23 protein-coding genes are annotated in these 20793 nt (G+C 63.1%); 21 read left to right on the forward strand and 2 right to left on the reverse strand.

The genetic code is table 11. The annotated features are described in order from the left end of the window. Positions 1-7 precede the first annotated feature (7 nt). Genes def through glpX form a run of 4 tightly spaced genes read left to right on the forward strand, consistent with a single transcriptional unit; the run spans position 8 to position 3819 of the window. Positions 8-499 carry a peptide deformylase gene (gene def / locus Q8K99_08390; GenBank protein MDP2182570.1) on the forward strand — a complete coding sequence of 164 codons (492 nt, stop codon included), beginning with the start codon at positions 8-10 and terminating at the stop codon, positions 497-499. A gap of 26 nt (positions 500-525) precedes the next feature. Then, a complete protein-coding gene (fmt, locus tag Q8K99_08395) occupies positions 526-1455 on the forward strand; it encodes a methionyl-tRNA formyltransferase (protein ID MDP2182571.1) in 930 nt (309 codons plus the stop codon). Then, positions 1452-2822 (forward strand): transcription antitermination factor NusB, encoded by a 1371-nt coding sequence (locus Q8K99_08400; GenBank protein ID MDP2182572.1) that lies wholly within the window; start codon positions 1452-1454, stop codon positions 2820-2822. Before fmt ends, Q8K99_08400 begins: the two co-directional genes overlap by 4 nt. Positions 2823-2853: 31 nt before the next feature. Continuing rightward, on the forward strand, positions 2854-3819 hold the full coding sequence (gene glpX, locus Q8K99_08405; GenBank protein ID MDP2182573.1) for a class II fructose-bisphosphatase: 966 nt from the start codon (positions 2854-2856) through the stop codon (positions 3817-3819). Here glpX and Q8K99_08410 read toward each other — a convergent pair. Then, entirely contained in the window at positions 3816-4115 is a 300-nt protein-coding gene (locus Q8K99_08410) for a zinc ribbon domain-containing protein (GenBank protein ID MDP2182574.1), read from the reverse strand. The genes glpX and Q8K99_08410 overlap by 4 nt on opposite strands. A 147-nt stretch (positions 4116-4262) precedes the next feature. Here Q8K99_08410 and Q8K99_08415 point away from each other — a divergent pair, with 147 nt between their 5' ends. From Q8K99_08415 to Q8K99_08435, 5 genes are all read left to right on the forward strand, one after another. Then, positions 4263-5291 carry a PASTA domain-containing protein gene (locus Q8K99_08415; protein ID MDP2182575.1) on the forward strand — a complete coding sequence of 343 codons (1029 nt, stop codon included), beginning with the start codon at positions 4263-4265 and terminating at the stop codon, positions 5289-5291. A 44-nt stretch (positions 5292-5335) separates the two neighbouring features. Beyond that, entirely contained in the window at positions 5336-6343 is a 1008-nt protein-coding gene (locus Q8K99_08420; GenBank protein ID MDP2182576.1) for a peptidoglycan DD-metalloendopeptidase family protein, read from the forward strand. 237 nt (positions 6344-6580) lie between these two features. Then, positions 6581-7186, forward strand: coding sequence for an energy-coupled thiamine transporter ThiT (gene thiT / locus Q8K99_08425; GenBank protein MDP2182577.1), 606 nt, complete (start codon positions 6581-6583; stop codon positions 7184-7186). Then, positions 7168-7830: a thiamine diphosphokinase gene (locus Q8K99_08430; protein ID MDP2182578.1), complete on the forward strand. Its 663-nt coding sequence runs from the start codon at positions 7168-7170 to the stop codon at positions 7828-7830. The genes thiT and Q8K99_08430 overlap by 19 nt, the downstream gene beginning before the upstream one ends. Before the next feature lie 512 nt (positions 7831-8342). Continuing rightward, positions 8343-9599: a GAF domain-containing protein gene (locus Q8K99_08435; GenBank protein ID MDP2182579.1), complete on the forward strand. Its 1257-nt coding sequence runs from the start codon at positions 8343-8345 to the stop codon at positions 9597-9599. 24 nt (positions 9600-9623) lie between these two features. Here Q8K99_08435 and rpmB read toward each other — a convergent pair whose 3' ends face one another. After that, the gene (gene rpmB / locus Q8K99_08440) at positions 9624-9812 is read right to left on the reverse strand and encodes a 50S ribosomal protein L28 (GenBank protein ID MDP2182580.1); all 189 of its coding nucleotides are present in this window, start codon (positions 9810-9812) and stop codon (positions 9624-9626) included. Positions 9813-10008: 196 nt separating this feature from the next. Here rpmB and Q8K99_08445 point away from each other — a divergent pair, with 196 nt between their 5' ends. From Q8K99_08445 to Q8K99_08500, 12 genes are all read left to right on the forward strand, one after another. After that, positions 10009-10233 carry a DUF1858 domain-containing protein gene (locus Q8K99_08445; GenBank protein ID MDP2182581.1) on the forward strand — a complete coding sequence of 75 codons (225 nt, stop codon included), beginning with the start codon at positions 10009-10011 and terminating at the stop codon, positions 10231-10233. Further along, positions 10230-10577 carry an Asp23/Gls24 family envelope stress response protein gene (locus tag Q8K99_08450; protein ID MDP2182582.1) on the forward strand — a complete coding sequence of 116 codons (348 nt, stop codon included), beginning with the start codon at positions 10230-10232 and terminating at the stop codon, positions 10575-10577. Before Q8K99_08445 ends, Q8K99_08450 begins: the two co-directional genes overlap by 4 nt. Before the next feature lie 21 nt (positions 10578-10598). Further along, the gene (locus tag Q8K99_08455; GenBank protein ID MDP2182583.1) at positions 10599-12218 is read left to right on the forward strand and encodes a DAK2 domain-containing protein; all 1620 of its coding nucleotides are present in this window, start codon (positions 10599-10601) and stop codon (positions 12216-12218) included. Between the two features lie 17 nt (positions 12219-12235). Beyond that, positions 12236-13087, forward strand: coding sequence for a DegV family protein (locus Q8K99_08460; protein ID MDP2182584.1), 852 nt, complete (start codon positions 12236-12238; stop codon positions 13085-13087). A 10-nt stretch (positions 13088-13097) separates the two neighbouring features. After that, the gene (gene recG, locus Q8K99_08465; GenBank protein MDP2182585.1) at positions 13098-15200 is read left to right on the forward strand and encodes an ATP-dependent DNA helicase RecG; all 2103 of its coding nucleotides are present in this window, start codon (positions 13098-13100) and stop codon (positions 15198-15200) included. Continuing rightward, positions 15197-15778, forward strand: coding sequence for a 16S rRNA (guanine(966)-N(2))-methyltransferase RsmD (gene rsmD, locus Q8K99_08470; protein ID MDP2182586.1), 582 nt, complete (start codon positions 15197-15199; stop codon positions 15776-15778). Before recG ends, rsmD begins: the two co-directional genes overlap by 4 nt. Next, a complete protein-coding gene (coaD, locus tag Q8K99_08475; protein ID MDP2182587.1) occupies positions 15775-16266 on the forward strand; it encodes a pantetheine-phosphate adenylyltransferase in 492 nt (163 codons plus the stop codon). Before rsmD ends, coaD begins: the two co-directional genes overlap by 4 nt. Positions 16267-16278: 12 nt before the next feature. Continuing rightward, a complete protein-coding gene (locus tag Q8K99_08480; GenBank protein MDP2182588.1) occupies positions 16279-16737 on the forward strand; it encodes an ATPase in 459 nt (152 codons plus the stop codon). A 2-nt stretch (positions 16738-16739) separates the two neighbouring features. After that, positions 16740-17273: a DUF177 domain-containing protein gene (locus tag Q8K99_08485; GenBank protein MDP2182589.1), complete on the forward strand. Its 534-nt coding sequence runs from the start codon at positions 16740-16742 to the stop codon at positions 17271-17273. Positions 17274-17400: 127 nt separating this feature from the next. After that, positions 17401-17577 (forward strand): 50S ribosomal protein L32, encoded by a 177-nt coding sequence (gene rpmF, locus Q8K99_08490; protein MDP2182590.1) that lies wholly within the window; start codon positions 17401-17403, stop codon positions 17575-17577. Between the two features lie 8 nt (positions 17578-17585). Continuing rightward, positions 17586-19733, forward strand: a complete 2148-nt coding sequence (locus tag Q8K99_08495) for an acetate--CoA ligase family protein (GenBank protein ID MDP2182591.1) — start codon at positions 17586-17588, stop codon at positions 19731-19733. Continuing rightward, positions 19730-20791, forward strand: a complete 1062-nt coding sequence (locus Q8K99_08500; protein ID MDP2182592.1) for a phosphotransacetylase family protein — start codon at positions 19730-19732, stop codon at positions 20789-20791. The genes Q8K99_08495 and Q8K99_08500 overlap by 4 nt, the downstream gene beginning before the upstream one ends. Positions 20792-20793: the final 2 nt, after the last annotated feature.

Below are 20793 nucleotides of genomic sequence, written 5' to 3' on the forward strand. Positions count from 1 at the left end.
TCAAAGCATGGAGATACTCAGTCACCCGAGTCCAGCACTCAAGGCGGGTACAGAGGAGTTCGACCCAACGACCGACAAGGACCTCGGCGACCTCGTGCGTGCGATGGCACGAGCCATGTACGATGCGCCCGGAGTCGGTCTTGCCGCACCCCAACTCGGCATTCTGAAGCGGGTGTGCGTCTACGACATCGACGATGGACTCGTTGCCCTGTGCAATCCCCGCATCGTCTCGTCCTCCGAGGAGACCGTGGCTGAGGAGGAGGGGTGCCTGTCTCTGCCCGGAATCGGTGTCCCGATCGCACGCTCGGTGTCGATCACATGCGAGGCTCTTGATCTCGAAGGCAATCCGGTCACCATCGAGGCGTCCGACTTGCATGCGCGTGTGCTGCAACACGAGATCGACCATCTTGACGGCGTGCTCATCATAGACCGGGCAAGTCCCGAGGACCGGCGTGAGGTACTTCGCGCCTATCTTCAGACGCTCGATCGCGTCGGCTAGCCGACCGGACGAGGGGGAGGGTCATCGTGCGCGTAGTCTTCATGGGCACGTCCGAGTTCTCGGTGACAATCCTTGACTCCTTGGTCACACACCACCACGTAGTGGGTGTCTACACTCAGCCAGACCGTATCCGCAGACGTGGACGGACCGCTACGCCGTCCCCGGTCAAGATCGCCGCATTGGCGAACGGGATTGCCGTTTCCGAACCGGAAACCCTTCGCGATCCCGCCGTTGTGGATGAGCTTCGGTCACTGGACCTCGACGTCATCTGCGTGGCCGCATACGGCCAGATCCTTCCCATGGACGTGCTCCTGGTGCCCCGCTTCGGGTGTCTGAATGTACACGCTTCGCTGCTTCCAAGACACCGCGGCGCCGCCCCGGTGCACCGGGCCATACTCGAAGGCGACGCCGAGACGGGCGTCGCGATCATGCTCATGGACGAAGGGCTCGATACCGGCGCGTACACCTCCGTGCTTCGAGTCCCGGTTGATGACCACACTGTCGTGTCGCTCACGTCCGTGCTCGCAACCCTCGGTGCCCGTGCACTGCTCGAAACCCTCGACGCTGTCGCGACCGGGACGGTGCATTGGGTGCTCCAGGACGACTCTGTGGCGACGCACGCGGCCAAAGTGACCCCCGCCGACCTTGAGCTGCATCCGCGTCTTCGCGTCGTTGACGCACTGCGCCGGGTCAGGGCCTCGACCCCCAGCGCTCGCTCTCGCGCATCCATCGGAGGAACCGTCGTCGACGTCATTCGCGCGACAGCAGTCTTGGACTCGACGGAGACCACGCCGGGAAGCGTGACCGCGAACAAGCGCGAACTCCTACTCGGCTGCTCCGATGGTGCGATGCGCGTCGAGGAGCTGCGTCCTGCCGGCAAGGCCGTCATGGACGGCGCGTGCTTCGGGCGCGGACGCGATCTCGGTCCGATGACCACGTGGGGATCCACGCCGTGAGCGCGACTGGATCCCGCTTGCTTGCGCTGCGTGTTGGGGAGCAGGTTCGCACCAGAAAAGCATGGGTTGGGAACGTACTCGACGCCGAGCGCGCGAAGACATCTCTGTCGCCCGAGGACTTCGCTCTTGCGACACGGCTTTCATACGGCGTCGCCCAATGGACCGGCACACTCGACGACGCCTTGGACCGCTACATCCCACGCCCTCATGACGTGCGTCCGCGCGTTCGCAGCGCGATGCGGATCAGCGCCTACGAGTTGCTCTTCTCCGACGTGCCGTCGCGCGCTGCGGTCCACCAGGGAGTAGAGCTGGCCAAGGCAGCCGGCCCCGGTGCCGCGAAACTGGCGAATGCGATTCTCCGACGCCTCGCCCAGGACGTGGCCACCTTCCCATGGGGCGACCCGGAAACCGACATCGCGGCGCTCGCCCGCTCGACCGGACACCCCAAGTGGCTTGTGGAACGACTCCTCGCCGACCTGGGCGAAGCCGACGCACGAACGATGCTGCTCGCCGACACGGACACGGCGCCGCTCTATCTGGCCCACAACCCCTTCAAATGCGAGATGTCGGAGCTGATGGAGCTGCTTGCCAAGGAAGAGGCGCAGCCCGCCCAGGTCTCCGATGTTCCAGGATGCATCCGCTGCGCCGTACCCGCCGCAGCCGTTGGCGGGTCCGCGCTCTCGGAAGGACTCGCCATTGTTGCTGACGCCGGCGCACAGTTCGCCGCGCAGTGTGCGATACCCCCCGATGGCGGCGTCGTTGTCGATGTCGCGGCGGGGAGGGGAACGAAGACAGCTCTCATCCTTGCCGGACTCAAGCGCCTGGGTCGCTCCGCACGTGTCATCGCGATCGACGTACACGGTTTCAAGGCCGGGGTTGCGCGAGCCCGCCTTGCTGAGCTCGGTATGCCCGAGGTTGATTTCGTCGAAGCCGACTCTACAAACAAGGCCGCACTCGTTGTCGCTGCAGGCGAGGGGACGACCGATGTTGCCTTGGTTGACGCCCCGTGTTCCGGCCTCGGTACTCTGCGCCGCCATCCCGAGAAGCGATGGCGTCTTCGACCGGAAGATATCGACTCCGTTGCCGCCACGGCTCAGGGTATGTTGGTAGCCTCCGCCGCGCTTGTCCGCCCCGGCGGATTCGTGGTGTACTCGACATGTACGGTTACCGCACGCGAGAACGACCAGCTCGTAGACTCGTTTCTTGCATCCCAGGCGGGCGAGGGGTTCTCCTCGGCGGACATGAAGTCGAGGCTCCCTGAGGGATGGATGCGCTTTCTGAACGCTGCGGGGCGCGTCCAGATCGTGCCGGAGCAGAACGGTCCTGACGGACACTACGTCGCGGTGCTGATCCGCGATCTTGCATGACGCAGTGCCATCACGTTTTGAGGAGGGCTTGATGCGCAACACAAGGATCGTTGAGATGCTGGAGGTCACCGAAGCCGCTGCACTGGCCGCGGGACGCTGGATGGGCAAGGGCGACAAGCATGCTGCTGATGACGCCGCCGTCGAGGGCATGCGCAAGGCATTCGAGTCCGTCAGCATCTCGGGCACCGTCGTCATTGGCGAGGGAGAACGGGATGAGGCGCCGATGCTCTATATCGGTGAGAAGGTCGGCGCGGGCGGCGAGGAGATCGACATCGCGGTCGACCCCCTAGAGGGGACCAACCTGACGGCGTACGGCCAGCAGAACTCCCTGGCGGTACTCGCGTTCGGTCCCAAAGGGACTCTCCTGCACGCCCCTGACACGTACATGAACAAGGTAGCGACGGGTCAGGCGGCAGCAAGCGTGGTCCACATCGACGCAACGCCCACCGAGAACGTCGTCAACGTCGCCAAAGCGCTCAACCGGCCGGTTGAAGACGTCGTCGTTTGCATCCTTGACAGAGATCGCCATGTCGATCTCATCAAGGAAGTCCGGGAGGCAGGTGCACGCATCAGACTGATCAGCGACGGCGATGTCTTCGGCGCCGTGGCGACGTCCATCGAGGGCACCGGTATCCACCTCTACCTCGGCATCGGAGCTGCCCCTGAAGGCGTGCTCGCGTGCGCCGCGATGAAGTGTATCGGCGGATGCTTCATGGGACGCTTCGCGTGGCGTAGCGACGAGGAGAAAGCGCGTGCCGTGGACATGGGCACCTGCAAGATCGATGACGTGCTGACCATGGACTGCCTCGTCAACACGGATGAGGCCGCATTCATCGCCACAGGTGTCACCGACGGCGAGATGCTTCGTGGCGTTCGGTACTTCGGCAAGGGCGCTCGTACCCACTCGGTCACCATGGATGGCAAGTCCGGGACGGTCCGGTTCATCGAGACCGTACACCGCACAGGAGCGGAGAAGTTCTGGGTGCGAATGGACTAGGAGGCGTCGCTTGATGTCGTGTCGGCCGGTTTGGCCGCGGGGCACGAGGCACAACTCGCAGAGTCTCCGCTGGCCGAAGGGCATGCGGGCTCCGGAACAGATTCGGCAGCCGGCTTCTTCCGGTAGTCGGTGGTGTGGAAGCCGGACCCCTTGAAGACCACGCCGACGGGCGTGAAGACGCGCTTCGTGGCGTCTGAGTCGCACTGCGGGCAGCAGACCGCGTCAACCGAGCCGGCCCGGCGGCTGATCTCAAAGACGGTATCGCAGGCAGTGCACCTGAAGTCATACGCTGGCATGCTTGTTGGCTCCTTCCACATGCGGGAGTGCATGCACAGCGTTGCACGATAGCGACTCAAACCTGCGGACGCAAGGAAGAAGCGATTACACTCTTGTCCATGGAAACGCGAACCCGACCGCCCCGGCGGCCTCTCATACCCCGATGGGTGATATACGCGCTCCTGGGCGCAGTGGCACTTGCGCTAGTGGTCGCAGGGTTTGTCACCTGGTCGTTCCTTGGCAACAAGTCGCCCGTGCCTGACGTGCTCAATGTCGATGAAGGGGTGGCCCGGGCGAGCCTTGCACAGGCGGGCTTTGTCATCGAGGTGGCCGAACGACGCTTTAACGTTCTGCCTGCGGGCACGGTGCTCGAACAGGACCCGGCGCCAGGCACGACGCTCAAGCGCGGCGACGCCGTAATCGTGGTGGTTTCCGCCGGTTCCGAGGAGATCATCATGCCGGACGTCATCGGCAGCAGCATCAATGTCGCCAGACCGCAGCTCGAACAACTCGGCCTCGTCGTCAAGATCGACGCGATGGAGTCAGATGCCCCGCGCGACACGATAATCTCCACGAATCCGTCTGCGGGAGCCACGCTGCGCACCGCTGAGATCGTCCGGGTCACGATCGCGACCGAAGGCTCCGCCACCAACGCGCTCCTGCCATATGCTTTGGAGGGCGTATCTGTGCTCATCGATCCATCAGTCGTCACGGATGGCTCGGTGGACGCCCCACTCGAGGTCACCCGCCGTCTGCAATCGCTGCTGGAGGCCTCCGGCGCTACCGTCTCGGTCACGCGTTCGGGAGTCGCCGCCGATACTTCACAGGCCGCAAGGGTACGTGCCGCCGAAGCGGCGTCCTTCGATGTGGCGATCGGCCTCGATGTCGCATCCTCAGGTGCGGGTGGACTGACGCTCTCGGTGTCCACGGATCCGTCTGGCGACCCACCTCTTCCAGGCGCACTCACATTCATTGACGAACTGTCCACCCAACTACGGGCCACCGATGCGACCGTGAACAAGCGCGCTGCAACCAAGGACCCTGTCCTGGGCCCGACTGGGGCACCGGCAGCACGGGTAGGTGTCGGATCCACGTCGTCAGGTCAGGATGTCTCCGCATTCCGTGACCCCGCCTGGCGAGACACCATCGCGCGCGCGCTCTACCGTGCGATTGGGGAACGATTCGGTAGGAGCTGAGGCGGTATTCCGCTTCAGGGAGATGGATCGGGCGTGACATTGGGGTGCGTTCGCGAATACTGACAATCGTTGCAGTGATCATCATCGCCGCCCTCATGGCTCCCCATGCGGTGGCGGCACCCGGCAACGCCGCGGCCCTCAAGTCCCAGCTGGATCGGCTACGTGAGGACCTCTCCGACGCTGGCAGTGACTACGACCGCGCGTACTGGAAGCTCGACGAGACCGACGTTCGTATCTCCAAGGTCGACAAGCGCATCGCTACCACCAAGAAGCGACTGGCAAAGTCCAGCAAGCTGCTCTCTGCGCGTGTGGCGGCGATGTACCGCACTGCCCCGACCGACATGCTGACGGTTCTCCTCGGCGCACGGTCATTCGAGGAGATGGTGACGCGTCTCGACTACGTCCAACGGATCGGTCGCTCCAACGCCGAGGCTATCCGTGAGTTCAAAGAGCTTCGGGCCGAGCTGTCCAAGGACAGGGAAGCGCTCGAGGAGGAACGCGCTGAGCGCTCGAAGGTCGCGAACAGACTCAAGAAGGAGCGGGACGCACTCCAGAGCCGCTTCTCGAAGAAGAAGACCGAGTACGAGAAACTGCAGGCGGAGTACGCACGGGTGACCGCAAACGTCTCAACGTCGTCCGGGCCGGTCGTCCGCGGTGCAAACGGGATGGTCTTTCCGGTCCAGGGCGTTCACTACTACAGCAACACATGGGGGGCTTCGCGATCGGGGGGCAGGCGCAGTCACCAGGGTACCGACATCATGTCGCCACGAGGTACGCCTTGTGTAGCGGTCCTCTCCGGCACGGTCTCCTCCGGCAACGGAGGCCTAGGTGGCAAGACGATCTGGCTCACGGCCGACAACGGTTGGAGGTTCTACTACGCGCACCTTGACGGCTTCGCCCTCACGTCCGGCCATGTTTCGGCAGGCCAGACAATCGGCTATGTCGGTTCGACCGGCAACGCATCCGGCGGATCACCGCATCTCCATTTCGAGATTCATCCCGGCGGGGGCGGAGCGGTGAATCCCTATCCCTACCTCCGTCAGATGCAGTAGCGCGCACTCTCCCGGATTGGCTCGCGGCTATTGCCGGAAGCCACCGTGTTGTGCCAGGATAGCCGTGACAACCCCATACCGTATCGGGAGCTGCCGGCAAAGGCGGCTGAGAGGCAGTCCTGTGACTGCGACCGACGCGACGGCCCCGGTAATTCGGGGTACGGAACACGGTGATTCTCACCTTGCGACAGCGTACCTGTCTGCGGGTAGCCTCCGACGAAGCTCATTGGAGGGACTATGCGCAACGAACGGCTTGTCGTGCTCGTTGAGATCGCGCTGGCGATCGCTCTCGCCGCAACACTGAACATGCCGGGACTCAGGATCAAGCTGCCGATCAACATCGCCGGCGGTACAGTCGCACTCAACATGTTGCCGATCTTCGTCCTGGCAATCAGGCGGGGGTGGGTACCGGGCGTCGTTGCCGGATTGCTGTACGGGTTCGTGGATCTGCTCTTTGACCCGTTCTTCGTCCACCCGGCTCAAGTGGTCCTTGACTACCCGCTCGCGTACGCGCTGGTGGGTCTTGGCGGGCTTGTCTCAGCATCATGGCATCGTGCGCGTGCCGCAGAGACCCACGTTCGCGCGAGCATGCTCCTCAGTGGCGGACTCGTCCTGGGTTGTAGCGCGAGGCTCTTCTCCCATTGGCTCTCCGGAATGATCTTCTTCGGCCAGTCAGCTCCAGCGGGTCAACCCGTATGGCTGTACTCCCTGCTCTACAATGCGAGCTACATCCTGCCTTCGGCCCTGATGGCTGCTGCAGCAGCTGCCATAGTCCTGCCAGTGCTTGAGCGCGCCGTACCCGTTCGTGATGGGAAGGGTCTCGCATGGCGACCGTCCTCGTAGCCGGAGCACCCCCAAATGCTGATGACTACCGCGACCTCGTGGCGGGCGCCTCCCGCGTCGTCGCTGTCGACGGGGGAGCGGATGTCTGCGCTGTGCTCGGACGAGTACCTGACCTTGCGATAGGAGACTTCGACACCGCTACAGTTCGCGCTGTGAGCTTCCTCCAAGACGCGGGCGCGGAAATCGTTCGCTACTCTCCTGACAAGGACGAGTCGGACCTCGATCTAGCACTTGATGAGATCAGGGCTCGCGGTTGGGGACCGGTGACAATCGCGTGCGCAACCGGAGGGCGTCTGGACCACACTCTCGCTGTGTTGGGGTCGATTGCCAGTCGAGCGGACATCGTACATGGGCTGTGGGAGCGCGAAATGCGCGCCTGGCCGCTCGACGCTCGTGTCCGTTCCTCGCTCGAGCTGGGAGGTTCGGGTGCGGTCGTAAGCATCCTGGCCCTGGGAGATAGCGCAACCGTGACCTGCAGTGGCATGCGCTATGCCCTCGACCACGATGAGCTGCAATCCCTGGGTTCTCACGGGTTGAGCAACGTGATCGTCGCGTCGTCTGCGCGCGTATCAGTAGCAGCCGGAAGAGCTCTCGTGATCACCGTCGCAGCCGAAGGAGCTCCGCTCGCATACGCGACAGGCTAGATGTCAGAGCGTATAATCCCCTGACGGCTGGATGGGGGGACTTCGACTTGACGTCAGCCTTGGCGAGCATACTTGCAACACTCTCGACGCTGCTCTGGGCGTTGGCCTTCGCAACGCGGTCGTGGTTCGCCGCAGCCGTGGCGCTGGTCTTGTCGATCGCCGCGGTCGGCTACATCTCGGTGTCAACGCGCCCCAGCCGCGAGTTGGCGCCCCCGCCTGTCCCAGCCATCCACGTTGAACCCCCGGCCCCTCAGCCACCGAGAGTCCGCCGCCTGGTACAGCCGAAGACGCTCGACCCACGTGCTGTTGCCCGGGCGTTCTTCGATAACGCTATTGCTGTGTCCCAGCCGGTTGCAGCACATATCTGGCTCGAGGATACCGAGACAGGAACTCTCAGGCTCGTTGCGGGTGCGGGACCTCTCGCGCCCACGAACCAACCAGTGCCGGCAAATCGGGACACACTCGGGCGATCACTAGCTGGGGGGAAGGCGATTCTCGAGCCCCATGCACATTTGTGCTCTGCCGATCGAGAGGACACACTCTGGCGCTACGCAGTCCCCATCGGCTACGACTCTCTACGCGGCGTCGCCGCTTTGGACTTCGCTTCCACCTCACCACCGGACTCCGGCGCCCTCAATGACATCGTGGCTGGCTTCCGTCCCACACTCTCGGGTGCGATTGCACTGTACGTTGCCGACATTCGTGGCCATGCCGCGCGCGCGTTGCTCGACGCTGCCCGGGCGCTGTCACGCAACCTCGACCCCGACCAGGTCATTGAGACGGCACTCGACACCGCAATGTCGTCGACGAGGGCGGCAACCGGCAGCGTCATGCTGCTCGATGCGGCCACGGGCCGTCTCAGGATCGTTGCCGCACGTGGCCTTCCCGAGGAGGTCGTTGCGTCCACGGAAGTCGCCATGGGTGAGGGTATCGCGGGTTGGGTCGCCGCTTCGAACCAGCCACTCCTCGTGGAGGACCTGCCCGGCAAGACAGGCCGCACCGACCGCCACGGGGTCAGGTCCGCAGTCTCCGTACCGATCGCGGATGAAGACGGGCTCCTTGGCGTTCTGAATATCGGAAGCCGTGATTTTCCCGCGCGATTCACCAGGGCGCACCTCGATATCCTGGAGACACTCGGACGGCTTGCTGCCGTGGCTCTGCGCAATGCCCGGGCCATGTCCTCGGCTGGTGACCTCTACTTCGACACGCTAAAAGCACTCGTGCTCGCCCTGGAGACCAAGGATCCGTACGCACAGGGCGGAACGGAGCGCGTGCTGCACTACTCGCTGCTCATCGGTCAGGCCATGGGCTTGTCCATCGAGGAGTCACATGCACTCGAGATTGCAGCCATGCTGCACGACATCGGGATGACGGGACTCGACGGTTCGGCATCCACCCGTCCGCTCTCGACCGTCGAACGGGGCATGCTCACCATGCATCCGGTCATAGCGGCAGACATCTTGGAGCAGGCTCCCGCACTCGCTGCGGTCGTGCCTATCGTCTATCACCACCACGAGCACTTCGATGGCCGTGGCTACGTGACCGGGAGTTCCGGGGATCAGATTCCACTGGCCTCGCGTATTCTCGCCGTCGCTGACGCCTACGTGGCCATGACCTCGGATCGACCTTACCGCGCCGCCAAGACCTCTGATCGTGCGATGCGCGAGTTGTCCGACAAAGCAGGAACCCAGTTCGACCCCGATGTAGTGCAGACCTTCTTGCATCTGCTCGGATCGGACTCGAACCGGGTTCCGGACCGCCGACTCTAGGCGGAGACACCCAACGCGATCAACCTAGCCGCGTTGGACCTTTCCCGCCTTCAGGCACTTCGTACACACCTTGATCTTCTTGACCGACCCGTCGACCACCGCGTTTACCGTCTGGATGTTCGGGTGAAACATACGGTTCGTGACGCGGTGAGAGTGACTGACGTTGCGGCCGGCAACCGGCTTCTTGCCGCACACGGTGCAGACCTGAGACATCTTGAGGACTCCGTTCGGTTCTTCGTCGGGCCTCCGCTTTGCGACGGCTGCCCCCTGGGTGCAAAAGCGCAATGATACTACCACACGCCCGATGCGTCACACAACAATTCCCGCCGGTGAACCGAGCAGTTCACGTCGCCTGTTTCGGCTATACTTATTCTCGCGCAGACACTCCGAACCCGGCCGAGGAGTCGCCATGGCGCCGTACACCGCGGATATGCTGATTCGAGACGTTCTTGTGAGCCACCCTGGTGCGACCACCGTCTTCGAACGCCACAAACTGGGATGCGCATCGTGTCTTGCTGCGGGAATGGAGACTCTCGGTTCGGTCGCAGGCATGCATGGCGTCCCCGTCGAGGCTTTGATCTCAGACCTCGACCGACTTGAGGACCCGACAGGAAGGGACGTGGCTGACGCATGACGACAAAGGCTCGCGGCGACATCAACATCGCAAATGATGTCCTGGCTGATCTGGCCGGGTTCGCAGCGCTTGAGTGCTACGGCATCGTCGGCATGGCAAGCCCCTCCTTGGCGGACGGCGTCGCACAACTGCTCTCTCGTGAGAAGCTCCGCAAGGGAGTCATCATCAAGAGCATCGATGACGGAGTGCAGGTCGACCTCTACGTGATCATCGAGTACGGAACGAATCTCTCCGAGGTCTCTCATAACCTGACCGAGCGCGTGAAGTACGTTCTTGTCACGATGGCTGACGTCAAGGTCACGGCAGTGGATGTTCACGTACAAGGGATAAAGGTCCGCAAGTAGCACCCGAACCGGAGACGACACATGCCCGAACAGCCGACGTTCGTCCGACTCGTGGTGGCGGCAGCCCAGGCCCTCGAAGAGCGCAAGGACGAGGTCAATCGCCTCAACGTCTTCCCGGTGCCCGACGGAGACACCGGAACCAACATGGCCCTGACCATGAAGGCGGTCATAGGCGAACTTGAGTCTCTGCCATCCGGTGCGAGTGTCCGCGACATATGTCATGCAGTGACTCAGGGTTCACTCATGGGCGCTCGTGGCAACTCCGGCGTCATCCTCAGTCAGATACTGCGCGGTCTGTGTGAGGCCGTCGCGGAGGCCGCACATTTCGACACCGCTCTTGTTGCCGCCGCGCTCGACCGTTCGAAGACCGTCGCCTTTCAGGCCGTTCGAAAGCCCGTCGAGGGCACGATGTTGACCGTGCTTAAAGACACCGCCGGGGCCGCCAAGGTCGCCCACCGCTCCGACAGCGACCTCGACACCATGCTCGATCAACTCCTTGCCGCAGCGTTCGAGTCGGTTCGCCGCACGCCCGAGCTGCTTCCTGTTCTGAAGGAGAACGGGGTCGTTGATGCCGGCGGCTTCGGTCTGGCAATACTTGCCGAAGGCCTGCTGGCTGCGTACAAGGGGACTGCAGTGCATGTGAGCGACACCATTTCGACGGCTGCCCCGAACATCACGATCGAATCGGCCGACGACTGGGACGATCAGGAGTACTTGTACTGCACGGAATTCCTGCTGATGGGGGAGGAACTCGATCGTGCCCAGATCGAGGAGTACGTCATCTCGATGGGGGGCTCGGAGCTCGTAGTCGGCGAGGGCGACACTCTGAAGATCCACGTGCACACCGATAATCCGGGAGCCGTTCTGGCACATATGACCGGGCTCGGCGAGATCGCCGAGGTGCACATCAACAACATGCGTCAGCAGACCGAGGCCCGTCGGGCCGAGCTTCGGGCGCAGGCGACCGGCGACGCAGCCACACCGCGACGTCCCTACGGGCTCATCACGGTCTCGGTCGGTGACGGACTGACCGAGATACTTCGAAGCCTGGGTGCGGACGCTGTCGTCAACGGCGGTCAGACAATGAACCCTTCGACCGCCGAGCTGCTCGAGGCTGCGTCGACGATACCTGCAGACGCTGTGGTATTCCTTCCGAACAACAAGAACATCATCATGGCCGCTCAGCAGGCTGCCACCGTCTCGCCCGTACCTGCCGCAGTCGTTCCCACGAAGTCCATTCCCGAAGCGTTCGCCGCTCTGCTCGCGTTCGACGCGTCCGCCTCCCTCGAAGACAACGTGACTGCGATGTCTGATGCTGCCTCAACGGTCCGCACGGGTGAGGTCACGACAGCCATCAAGGACTCAGTGGCAAAGGTCGGGCCCATCTCTGCGGGCCAGATAATCGGTATCACCGCCGATGAGATCGAGATCGTTGGGGACGACCTTGTCGACGTTGCACTCCGTCTTGTCGAGATGATCGCCGACGGCGCAGAAGCTGTGACACTGCTCGCCGGAAGCGATCTCTCACCCGATTCGCTCCACGAGATCGAGGAGCGAATCACCCAAGCACATCCCGGACTCGAGATCGAAAGCCACCACGGAGGCCAGCCTCTCTATCCGCTTATCATTGCCGCAGAGTAGACACCTAAGGAGACCCAATGGCCAAGGTCGGAATCGTCTGTGACAGTACGTGTGATCTGGGCCTTGAGTGGTTCGAGGCCAATGATGTGACCATGGTTCCTCTGAAGGTCCTCTTTGGCGAGGACACCTTCCTCGACTGGGTCGACCTTCAGCCGGAGCAGTTCTTCGAGAAGCTCACGGCCGCAACAACACTGCCCAAGACCTCGCAGCCGTCACCGGCGGAATTCGTGACCGCCTACGACGCCCTTGCCGAACAGGGCTGTGACTCGATCGTCTCCATCCATCTCACTGCGGCACTCTCGGGTACCTTCGAGTCCGCGACATTGGCCGCAAAGGACGTGGCCATTCCCGTCCACGTGATAGACACCAAGTGCGTGACCCAGGCGACCGGCCTTGTGGTGAAGCTGGCAACGGAGCTGAGGGACGAGGGTCTCGACGCGGATACTATCGCGACGCGCGCCCGGGAGGCCACGACGCAGATGAAGATGTTCTTCATCCTGGATACTCTCGAGTACCTCGTAAAGGGAGGCAGGGCAGGGAAGGCCCAGGGGCTTGCGGCATCCCTTCTCAACATCAAGCCCGTGCTCACATTCAACCAAGACGGAATCATCGAACCTTTCAGGAAGATCAAAGGGCTGCGCAAGGCAATGGCGGAGCTGGCCACATACATCGCCGAGGAGTCGCGTGGCGGTGCGATCAGACTCTCGCTCTTCCATGCTTGTGCGCCTGACCTGGCGGACGAACTCAAGGCCGCGTTCGATGAGGCCGGTGTGGACTACGTCCTTGACTCCGTAGGCCTAGTTGGCGCCGTCATCGGGACGTATGCCGGCCCCCGCGCACTCGGTGCGGCGTACCTGCCAAGGAGCTAGGCCGACGAACATGGCTTCTCACGCGCGTCAGGATCCCGCAGCTACGCGTGCAGCGTGGGGCGATTCCGTCTCCTCCGCGCGGTTCGTGGACGCTGCACGCACCGAGGCACTGTCGCGCCTTGGGATTCAAACCGTCGGTGACCTGGTCTGCCACTATCCTTTTCGCTATCTGGATCTTACAGAGACGGCTGCGCTCCTTCATGTCAAACCCGGAACAGATGTCACCGTCGTTGGCCGGGTTCACGCGGTAAACGTCAAGAAGCCGCGACCGCGCTTGACCATCGTTGAAGTCGCCATAGTGGACGGAACCGGCGTTCTCCTTGGCGTATGGTTCAACCAGCCGTATATGGCATCACGGTTCGTCGAGGGGGAGCACGTTGCCTTTGCCGGGCGTGTCACGCTCGACTACGGGATGAAGCAGATTCGCAACCCGCTGTTCGAGAAGCTCGGAGGGACCGGAGACCCCGCGATGCTGGGGCGGATTCTCCCGGTACATCGCACCACCGACGGGCTTTCGACCAGTTGGTTGCGCAGACTCGTTGCGGCGGCCGTCGATGACTTCGGTGACGTGGAGGACTTCCTGCCGTCCGAGATCCGAGTCGCACGCGAACTGATGCCGAGGCGGGCGGCGTTGCGGGCGGTCCAGTTTCCGTCTTCCCATGCCGAGTGTCGTGCCGCACGTCGCCGGCTCGCCTTCGAAGAGCTGTTCGTGCTCCAGGTGGGGCTCGCGCTGCGCAGACACGCGGTCCAGGTGCTCACTGGTGTTGCGCATCAGATCGGGGGACCGGCTCTAGGCCATCTGGTGCAAAACCTCCCCTTCGAGTTGACTTGCGAACAGTGCGGCGCGCGCGATGACGTCCTTGGAGACATGGCGTCGAGTGTGCCAGCTAACCGCATGCTCCTGGGAGACGTCGGGACCGGCAAGACGGTCGTGGCGGCCCACGCGCTGTGTGTTGCAGCCGATTCCGGCCACCAGGCGGCGATGATGGCCCCAACGGAGGTACTTGCAACCCAATATGCCGACAAGGTTGGTCCTATGATGTCCGCGGCGGGTGTCCCGTGGGCACTGCTCACCGGCTCGACTCCGGCGCGCCGGCGCCGCGAGATCGTAGCCGGGCTGGCGGACGGCTCCCTGTGCGTTGCATTCGGGACGCATGCACTCATCGAAAAGGGCGTGTCCTTCGCGGACCTGAGTCTGGCCATCGTGGACGAACAGCATCGTTTCGGTGTCGCTCAGAGGCTCGGATTGCGATCGAAGGGAGCCGCCACGGATCTTCTCGTGATGACCGCAACACCAATCCCGCGCAGTCTGGCACTGACTCTGTACGGGGATTTGGATACTTCCTACTTGCGGGAGCGTCCCATTTCCAACACGCCGCAGACCGTTACGGAAGTCGTTCCTGTATCCAGGCGCCGTGCTGCATACGACGCCATCCGTTCCGAGGTGGCCGCCGGACGTCAGGCCTACATCGTATGCGCGCTCGTTGACGAATCCGACAGTGCCCAGGCGCGCGCTGCGGTCAAAGAGGCGGACCGTCTCGCTACTCAGGTCTTCCCGGATCTGAGGGTCGGACTGCTGACCGGCCGTATGGTCCCTGCTGAGAAGTCCAAGGTCATGGACGCGTTCAGACGGGGTGAGATCGATGTTCTCGTGTCGACCACGGTGATCGAGGTCGGTATCGACGTCCCGAATGCGACCATCATGATCGTCGAAGACGCCGAGCGTTTCGGACTGGCGCAGCTTCACCAGCTCAGAGGAAGGGTGGGCCGAGGAGAACATCCCGGTCGCTTCATCCTCTTCCCGGATGCCCGGACCGAGGAAAGCCGACGTCGAATGGAGGCCATCAGCTCCACAAACGACGGTTTCGAACTGGCCCGACTCGACATGACGCTGAGAGGAGAGGGCCAGATCCTTGGCCAGAGGCAAAGCGGTCTTCCGGAACTCAAACTCGCCGACCTGACCGAGGACATGGACCTTGTGGAAGCCGCACGCGATGATGCGCGTGCGATCGTCGACACCGAACCCGGGCTCGACGATCCTCGAAACGGTCCGCTGCGTCACGAGGTTGAGCAGCGCTTCGATGCTGTTTGGGAGTGGGTGAGCAGCGGGTGAGGATCGTAGCTGGTGAACTGCGTGGCCGCCGCATCTCAGCCCCCGCCGGCGTCGAGACCCGTCCCACGTCGGACCGCGTGCGAGAGGCGCTGTTCAGTTCGCTGACGGCTCGCCTCGGCACACTTGACGGAGCATGCGTGCTCGATGCGTTTGCGGGATCGGGCGCCCTTGGCATCGAGGCGCTTTCCCGGGGTGCTTCCAGTGCGACCTTCGTGGAATCGGCACGCCCCGCCCTCTCGGCGCTCGACGCCAACGTCGGTTTCCTCGGAATCGCGAATCGGACGCGCATCGTTCGTGGGGACGTGTTCGCCCTTGCCCGGAGGGGCGCCCTACCAGGCGGGCCGTTCACGTTGCTCTTTCTCGACCCTCCCTATAGAATCAACAAGTTCGAGGTCAGAAGGCTTATCGAGGATATGCTTGATGCCAGTCTGGTGACCCGCGAAGCACTTGTCGTCTGGGAGCACGCATCGAACACGGATGCCGACTGGCCTGACCGGTGCGCGGAGCTTGGGGCGCGCAAGTACGGATCCACGACGATCTCCATTGCAGGATGCGACGCAGAAGGGGAGGGTCGATGAAGCGGGGACTGTGCCCGGGTACGTTCGACCCGGTTACCTCAGGTCACCTCGACATCATCGAGCGAGCCGCCTTCCTGCTTGACGAACTGGTCGTCGCAGTTGCCTTCAATCCCGACAAGGGTGGTGGGCCACTGTTCACGGTTGAGGAGCGCGTCGCGTTCATCGAGGATGCAACACAAGAACTTCCTAACGTGACGGTGCGGCCTTTTGATACCCTGTTGGTGGACTTCGCACACGAGACCGGTGCCACGGCTATCATCAAGGGCCTTCGAGCGGTAACGGATTTCGAGCGGGAATTCCAGATGGCTCAGCTGAACTACCGTCTCGACAAGAGGATCGAAACGATGTTCATCATGGCGATACCGGAGTACATGTACCTCAGTTCCTCGGCAGTCAAGGAGATAGCGAGACATGGCGGGCCCGTGAAAGGTCTCGTACCGGATGTGGTGCGCGAGGCAATGACGGCGCGGTTCGCCCAGTCCCGTTAAGGGAGGACTTTCATGGACATTATGGCCTTGATCGATCGAATCGAAGAGCTTGTCGACAACGGGCGTTCGTTCCCGTTCTCCAGCTCCAAGTCGGTCGATCCTGAGAAGGTCTATGAGATCATCGATGAGATCCGCGCTCAATTCCCCGACGAGCTCAAGCAGGCCCGTTGGATCGTCAAGGAGCGCCAGGAGATGCTCGAAGAGGCCGAGAAGGAGGCTAACCGCGTTCTCGAAGAGGCGCGGGACCGTGCGCAGGCGATCGCCTCCGAGCAGGAAGTGGTCAAGCTCGCGGAGCAGCAGGCCGCGGCCATCCTTGACGATGCCCGAACCAAGGAACGCGAGATCCGGCTCGGCGCCGAAGACTATGCCGACGAGATGCTCGCCAACCTCGAAGTCAACCTCGGCAAGCTCCTGACTGCCGTGCAGCGCGGCCGCGACCGTCTGCAGGGCAAGGTCAATCAGCGACAATAGCCATGGAACCCCTCAGAATCGATGTCACCGAGATTCGCGAAGAACTCGGGGCACATGTCAGCGTTCAACGCTCAGTCGACCTCGGTGCTCTCGCCGTTGGTCAAATTGAGTTCGCGCCGATGGGTCCGGCGGCTGTCGACGTCTCCATTCTCAACACGGGCAACGGGCTCGTTGCGCAGGGGCGCATCAACGCCACAGTCCGCACCGAGTGCGTACGGTGCCTCGAACTTTTCGACCTCGATGTCGAGGTTGCCGTCGAGATGTTCTACGCCGACCGCGAGGAGGCTCAACTTCTCAACGAGGATGTTGACTGGGAGCCGATCGAATCCGGTTCGATCGACCTTGCCTCGGCTATCGAAGCTGCAGTGACCGTGGACCTGCCCTTTGCCCCTCTGTGTGCGGACGACTGCAGAGGCATCTGCCCAACATGCGGGAACAACCTCAACGAGACCACCTGCCTGTGCGCTTCCCCCGAAACGTCTCCCCCGAGTCCGTTCTCGGCACTCAAGAATCTGTTTCCCGGGGAAGAAACCTAGCACGACGCGTGAGTTCCCGGTTCATGGGGGCTGTGCTATGATGTCGCACCGTGCGGCTCAGACTAGCGCACTGACAAGAACATGCCGGACCTAGGTCACTGGTCCGTGCCCGAGAGGAGAACCAAGCATGCCCGTCCCCAAGAGGAAGACATCGCGAGCCGTACGCGACCAGCGTCGGGCCACACATAGTCTCGAAGTGCCGGCCAAGTCGCTGTGCCCCCAGTGCCACTCGCCGAAGCTTCCGCATCGCGTGTGCGCTGAGTGCGGGTACTACAACGGTAAGGAAGTCATACAGACTGACTAGCCGCTTCGGTGCGCACGTACTGGAGCTATCTCGACACGGGGGAGGCGAGCGGGTCTGTGCTCGATGGGTTCTTCGAGCCCCGTGCCGTCGCAGTGGTCGGCGCTGCCCGTGAACCGGGCAAGGTCGGCCACTTTGTTCTTGAGAACCTTGTGTCGGCCGGTTTTCAGCGCCCCATCTACCCCGTCAACCCCAATGCGACAGAGATTCTTGGCCTGACGTGCTATGGGAACGTCGGTGAACTGCCTGGTCCGTGCGATCTGGCGGTCGTGGTCGTTCCAGCCGCAGCCGTCCCGGGGGTTATCGATGAGTGCGCGGCCGCGCACATCGACTCCGTGATCGTCATCTCCGCCGGCTTCAAAGAGTCCGGACCGGCTGGAGGCGCACTCGAGCGCGAGGCCCTGGCACGGGCACGCTCCGGCGGCGTTCGGCTGCTCGGACCCAACTGCCTCGGTCTTATCGCATCCGGCTCCAAGCTCAATGCATCCTTTGCCCAGGTCATGGCCCCTCCGGGGGCGATATCCTTCATGTCTCAGTCCGGTGCGTTGGGGACAGCCATTCTCGACTACGCAGCCGGTGAGGGGATCGGGTTGGCGAACTTCGTATCACTAGGCAACAAGGCCGATCTGACCGAGGTCGACCTGCTCAGAGCGTGGGACGCCGATCCTGCGACCAGTGTCATCGTCGCCTACATAGAGTCGGTGACCGACGGAAGGCTCTTCGTCGAGACCGCTGGCCGCGTCAGTGCCAGAACGCCGGTGATCGCGATCAAGTCGGGGCGATCTGACGCCGGCGCCCGAGCGGTCTCGTCGCACACTGGCAGTCTCGCCGGATCGCGCGTCGCATACGATGCCGCTTTCGACAAGGCCGGGATCATCCGGGCGCACGACGTTCAAGAACTCTTCGATCTGGCCGCGGGCTTCTCGCGACAACCGCTTCCTTGCGGCCCGGGTGTCGCCCTGCTCACCAACGCAGGCGGACCTGCGGTGCTCGCCACCGATGCGTGCGAGGCTGCGGGTCTCACCCTGGCATCTCTTGAGAACGAGACCATCGATGTCCTGCGCGGTCAGCTGCCTCCAGCAGCAGCGCTGTACAACCCCGTCGATATCCTTGGCGACGCCACACCTGAGCGCTATCGCGGCGCATTGCGAGCTCTCTACAGGGATTCCAACGTCAGAGCCGTCATAGTCATTCTCACTCCTCAGGCGATGACCGATCCTACGAGTACCGCGCGTGCCATAGTCGAGGAGGCTGCGGTCTCCGGAATCACGACTTTCGCTTCGTTCATGGGTCGGGACTCCGTCGAGGAGGCGTGGGGCGTCCTGCGCGAGGGTACCGTTCCGAGCTTCCCGTTTCCGGAGCGGGCGGTCGCGACGCTTGCCGCCATGAACCGCTACGTCGCCTTCCGCTCACGTCCGAAGAGCATGTCGCCACCGGTACGAGGGGACTCGACGCGTGTCCAGGCACTTCTGGACGAGACTCGGGCGGCAGGGCGGTCATTCGCTACAGAGCAGGCCGCTGCCGAGATAGCCGACGCGTACGGCCTGCGAGTTCCTGCAGGCGGTGTTGCCAGAGGTCTCGCCCGCGTTCGGGAGCTTGCCGCGCGAATCGGCTATCCCGTCGTCATGAAGATCGCGAGTCCGGACATCCTGCACAAGTCCGACGTTGGCGGGATTCTCACCGGCATCGCGGATGAAGAGGAACTCGCGCAAGCGTACGAGACCATCGTCGGTCGTGCGCGAGCGTACGCACCCGAGGCGATCATCCACGGCGTGCATCTTCAGAAGCAGGTAGCGCCCGGCCGGGAAGTCATCGTCGGTGTGGACCGCGACCCGCAGTTCGGCCCGATTCTCATGTTCGGACTCGGAGGCGTCTACGTCGAGGTCCTCAAGGATGTGACCTTCCGCCTGTGCCCGGTCACCCCTAGGGAGGCCCGCGACATGGTCGCCGAGATTCGTGCCTATGGACTCCTGCGGGGGGCACGCGGCGAGAAGCCTGCGGACATCGACGCGGTCGTCGAGGCTATCCTTGGCGTATCGGCGCTTGTCATGGACTTTCCCGAAATCGTCGAGCTCGACATCAATCCGCTCATCGTTGGCAATGCCGGCGAAGGAGCGTTCGCTGCGGACGTCAGGATCGGCATCGGAGGATCATCATGAGAACGGTCATCGTCGCTTCCACCGCGCCCTACTCGGGCAAGAGCGGCATCTCCCTCGCGATGCTCGCCGCGCTCGGCGAGCGCGGGCACGCGACCGGCTACTTCAAGCCATATGGAACCATGCCGGTCACAGTGAACGGCATTGTCACCGACGAGGACGCTTTCTACATCACGCGCAACGCGTCAGCTGCGGCCTCCATCGAGATGGTTTGCGGCGTCGTGGAAACCCGCGCGTTCGTCGAAGGGACCCTCGATGACGACCCCGGGGACCTCAGCGAGCGCGTGACGGCCGCTTTTGCCGCGGCCTCGCGCAACGCCACGGTCATGGTCGTAGAGGGCACAAGCTCGCTGGCGCAGGCGCGCACCGTTGGCCTGAATCTCTGCCCGATGGCCGAGCTCCTCGATGCTCAAGTACTGCTTGTGGACCGGCCACAAGGGCTGGATCTGCCTGACAACGTGCTGTGGGCCTCCGACTGCCTTGGCGAACGTCTCCTTGGCGTCGTATTCAACGCGGTGTCTGAATCGCACTTCGACTTCATTGCCGAGGACGTCACCCGTTTTCTCACAGGCCGAGGAGTACCCGTCCTTGGAACACTGCGGCGCGACCCGCTGCTTTCGTCGGTCACAGTCGCCGAGATCGTGGAGGCCCTCGGTGGCATGGTGCTTTGCGCCGAGAGCGCCCTTGCCGAGCCCGTCGAGACCTTCATGGTCGGTGCCATGGGGCAGGAGAAGGCGCTCAGGTTCTTCCGCCGCAAGGCCCGCAAGGCGGTCATCACCGGCGGCGACCGCCCCGACGTGCAGCTTGCAGCCCTGGAGACGGACACGCGCTGCATCGTGCTTACCGGGAATCTTCCCCCTAGCTCGCTCGTGCTGGCGCGTGCAGAGGAGCTGGGTGTGCCGATGGTCCTGGTAGGTATGGACACGCTCTCCGCCGTCGAGACGATGGAGTCTTTGCTGGGGCGTGTCCACCTTCATGATGTGGTGAAGGCTGATAGAATACGCGAGATGTTCTGCTCAGCGGTCGACGTCGACAAGCTCGTGCACCAGATCGTTGAGTAGCC

It is taken from the genome of Actinomycetota bacterium, assembly GCA_030682655.1.
Taxonomy (GTDB): Bacteria; Actinomycetota; Coriobacteriia; order Anaerosomatales; family JAUXNU01; genus JAUXNU01.

Coding starts and splice junctions, on each gene's coding strand:
- def (MDP2182570.1), top strand. CDS start 8: ATGGAGATACTCAGTCACCCGAGTCCAGCACTCAAGGCGGGTACAGAG.
- glpX (MDP2182573.1), top strand. CDS start 2,854: ATGCGCAACACAAGGATCGTTGAGATGCTGGAGGTCACCGAAGCCGCT.
- Q8K99_08410 (MDP2182574.1), bottom strand. CDS start 4,115: ATGCCAGCGTATGACTTCAGGTGCACTGCCTGCGATACCGTCTTTGAG.
- thiT (MDP2182577.1), top strand. CDS start 6,581: ATGCGCAACGAACGGCTTGTCGTGCTCGTTGAGATCGCGCTGGCGATC.
- Q8K99_08430 (MDP2182578.1), top strand. CDS start 7,168: ATGGCGACCGTCCTCGTAGCCGGAGCACCCCCAAATGCTGATGACTAC.
- rpmB (MDP2182580.1), bottom strand. CDS start 9,812: ATGTCTCAGGTCTGCACCGTGTGCGGCAAGAAGCCGGTTGCCGGCCGC.
- Q8K99_08445 (MDP2182581.1), top strand. CDS start 10,009: ATGGCGCCGTACACCGCGGATATGCTGATTCGAGACGTTCTTGTGAGC.
- Q8K99_08450 (MDP2182582.1), top strand. CDS start 10,230: ATGACGACAAAGGCTCGCGGCGACATCAACATCGCAAATGATGTCCTG.
- Q8K99_08455 (MDP2182583.1), top strand. CDS start 10,599: ATGCCCGAACAGCCGACGTTCGTCCGACTCGTGGTGGCGGCAGCCCAG.
- Q8K99_08460 (MDP2182584.1), top strand. CDS start 12,236: ATGGCCAAGGTCGGAATCGTCTGTGACAGTACGTGTGATCTGGGCCTT.
- recG (MDP2182585.1), top strand. CDS start 13,098: ATGGCTTCTCACGCGCGTCAGGATCCCGCAGCTACGCGTGCAGCGTGG.
- coaD (MDP2182587.1), top strand. CDS start 15,775: ATGAAGCGGGGACTGTGCCCGGGTACGTTCGACCCGGTTACCTCAGGT.
- Q8K99_08480 (MDP2182588.1), top strand. CDS start 16,279: ATGGACATTATGGCCTTGATCGATCGAATCGAAGAGCTTGTCGACAAC.
- Q8K99_08485 (MDP2182589.1), top strand. CDS start 16,740: ATGGAACCCCTCAGAATCGATGTCACCGAGATTCGCGAAGAACTCGGG.
- rpmF (MDP2182590.1), top strand. CDS start 17,401: ATGCCCGTCCCCAAGAGGAAGACATCGCGAGCCGTACGCGACCAGCGT.
- Q8K99_08500 (MDP2182592.1), top strand. CDS start 19,730: ATGAGAACGGTCATCGTCGCTTCCACCGCGCCCTACTCGGGCAAGAGC.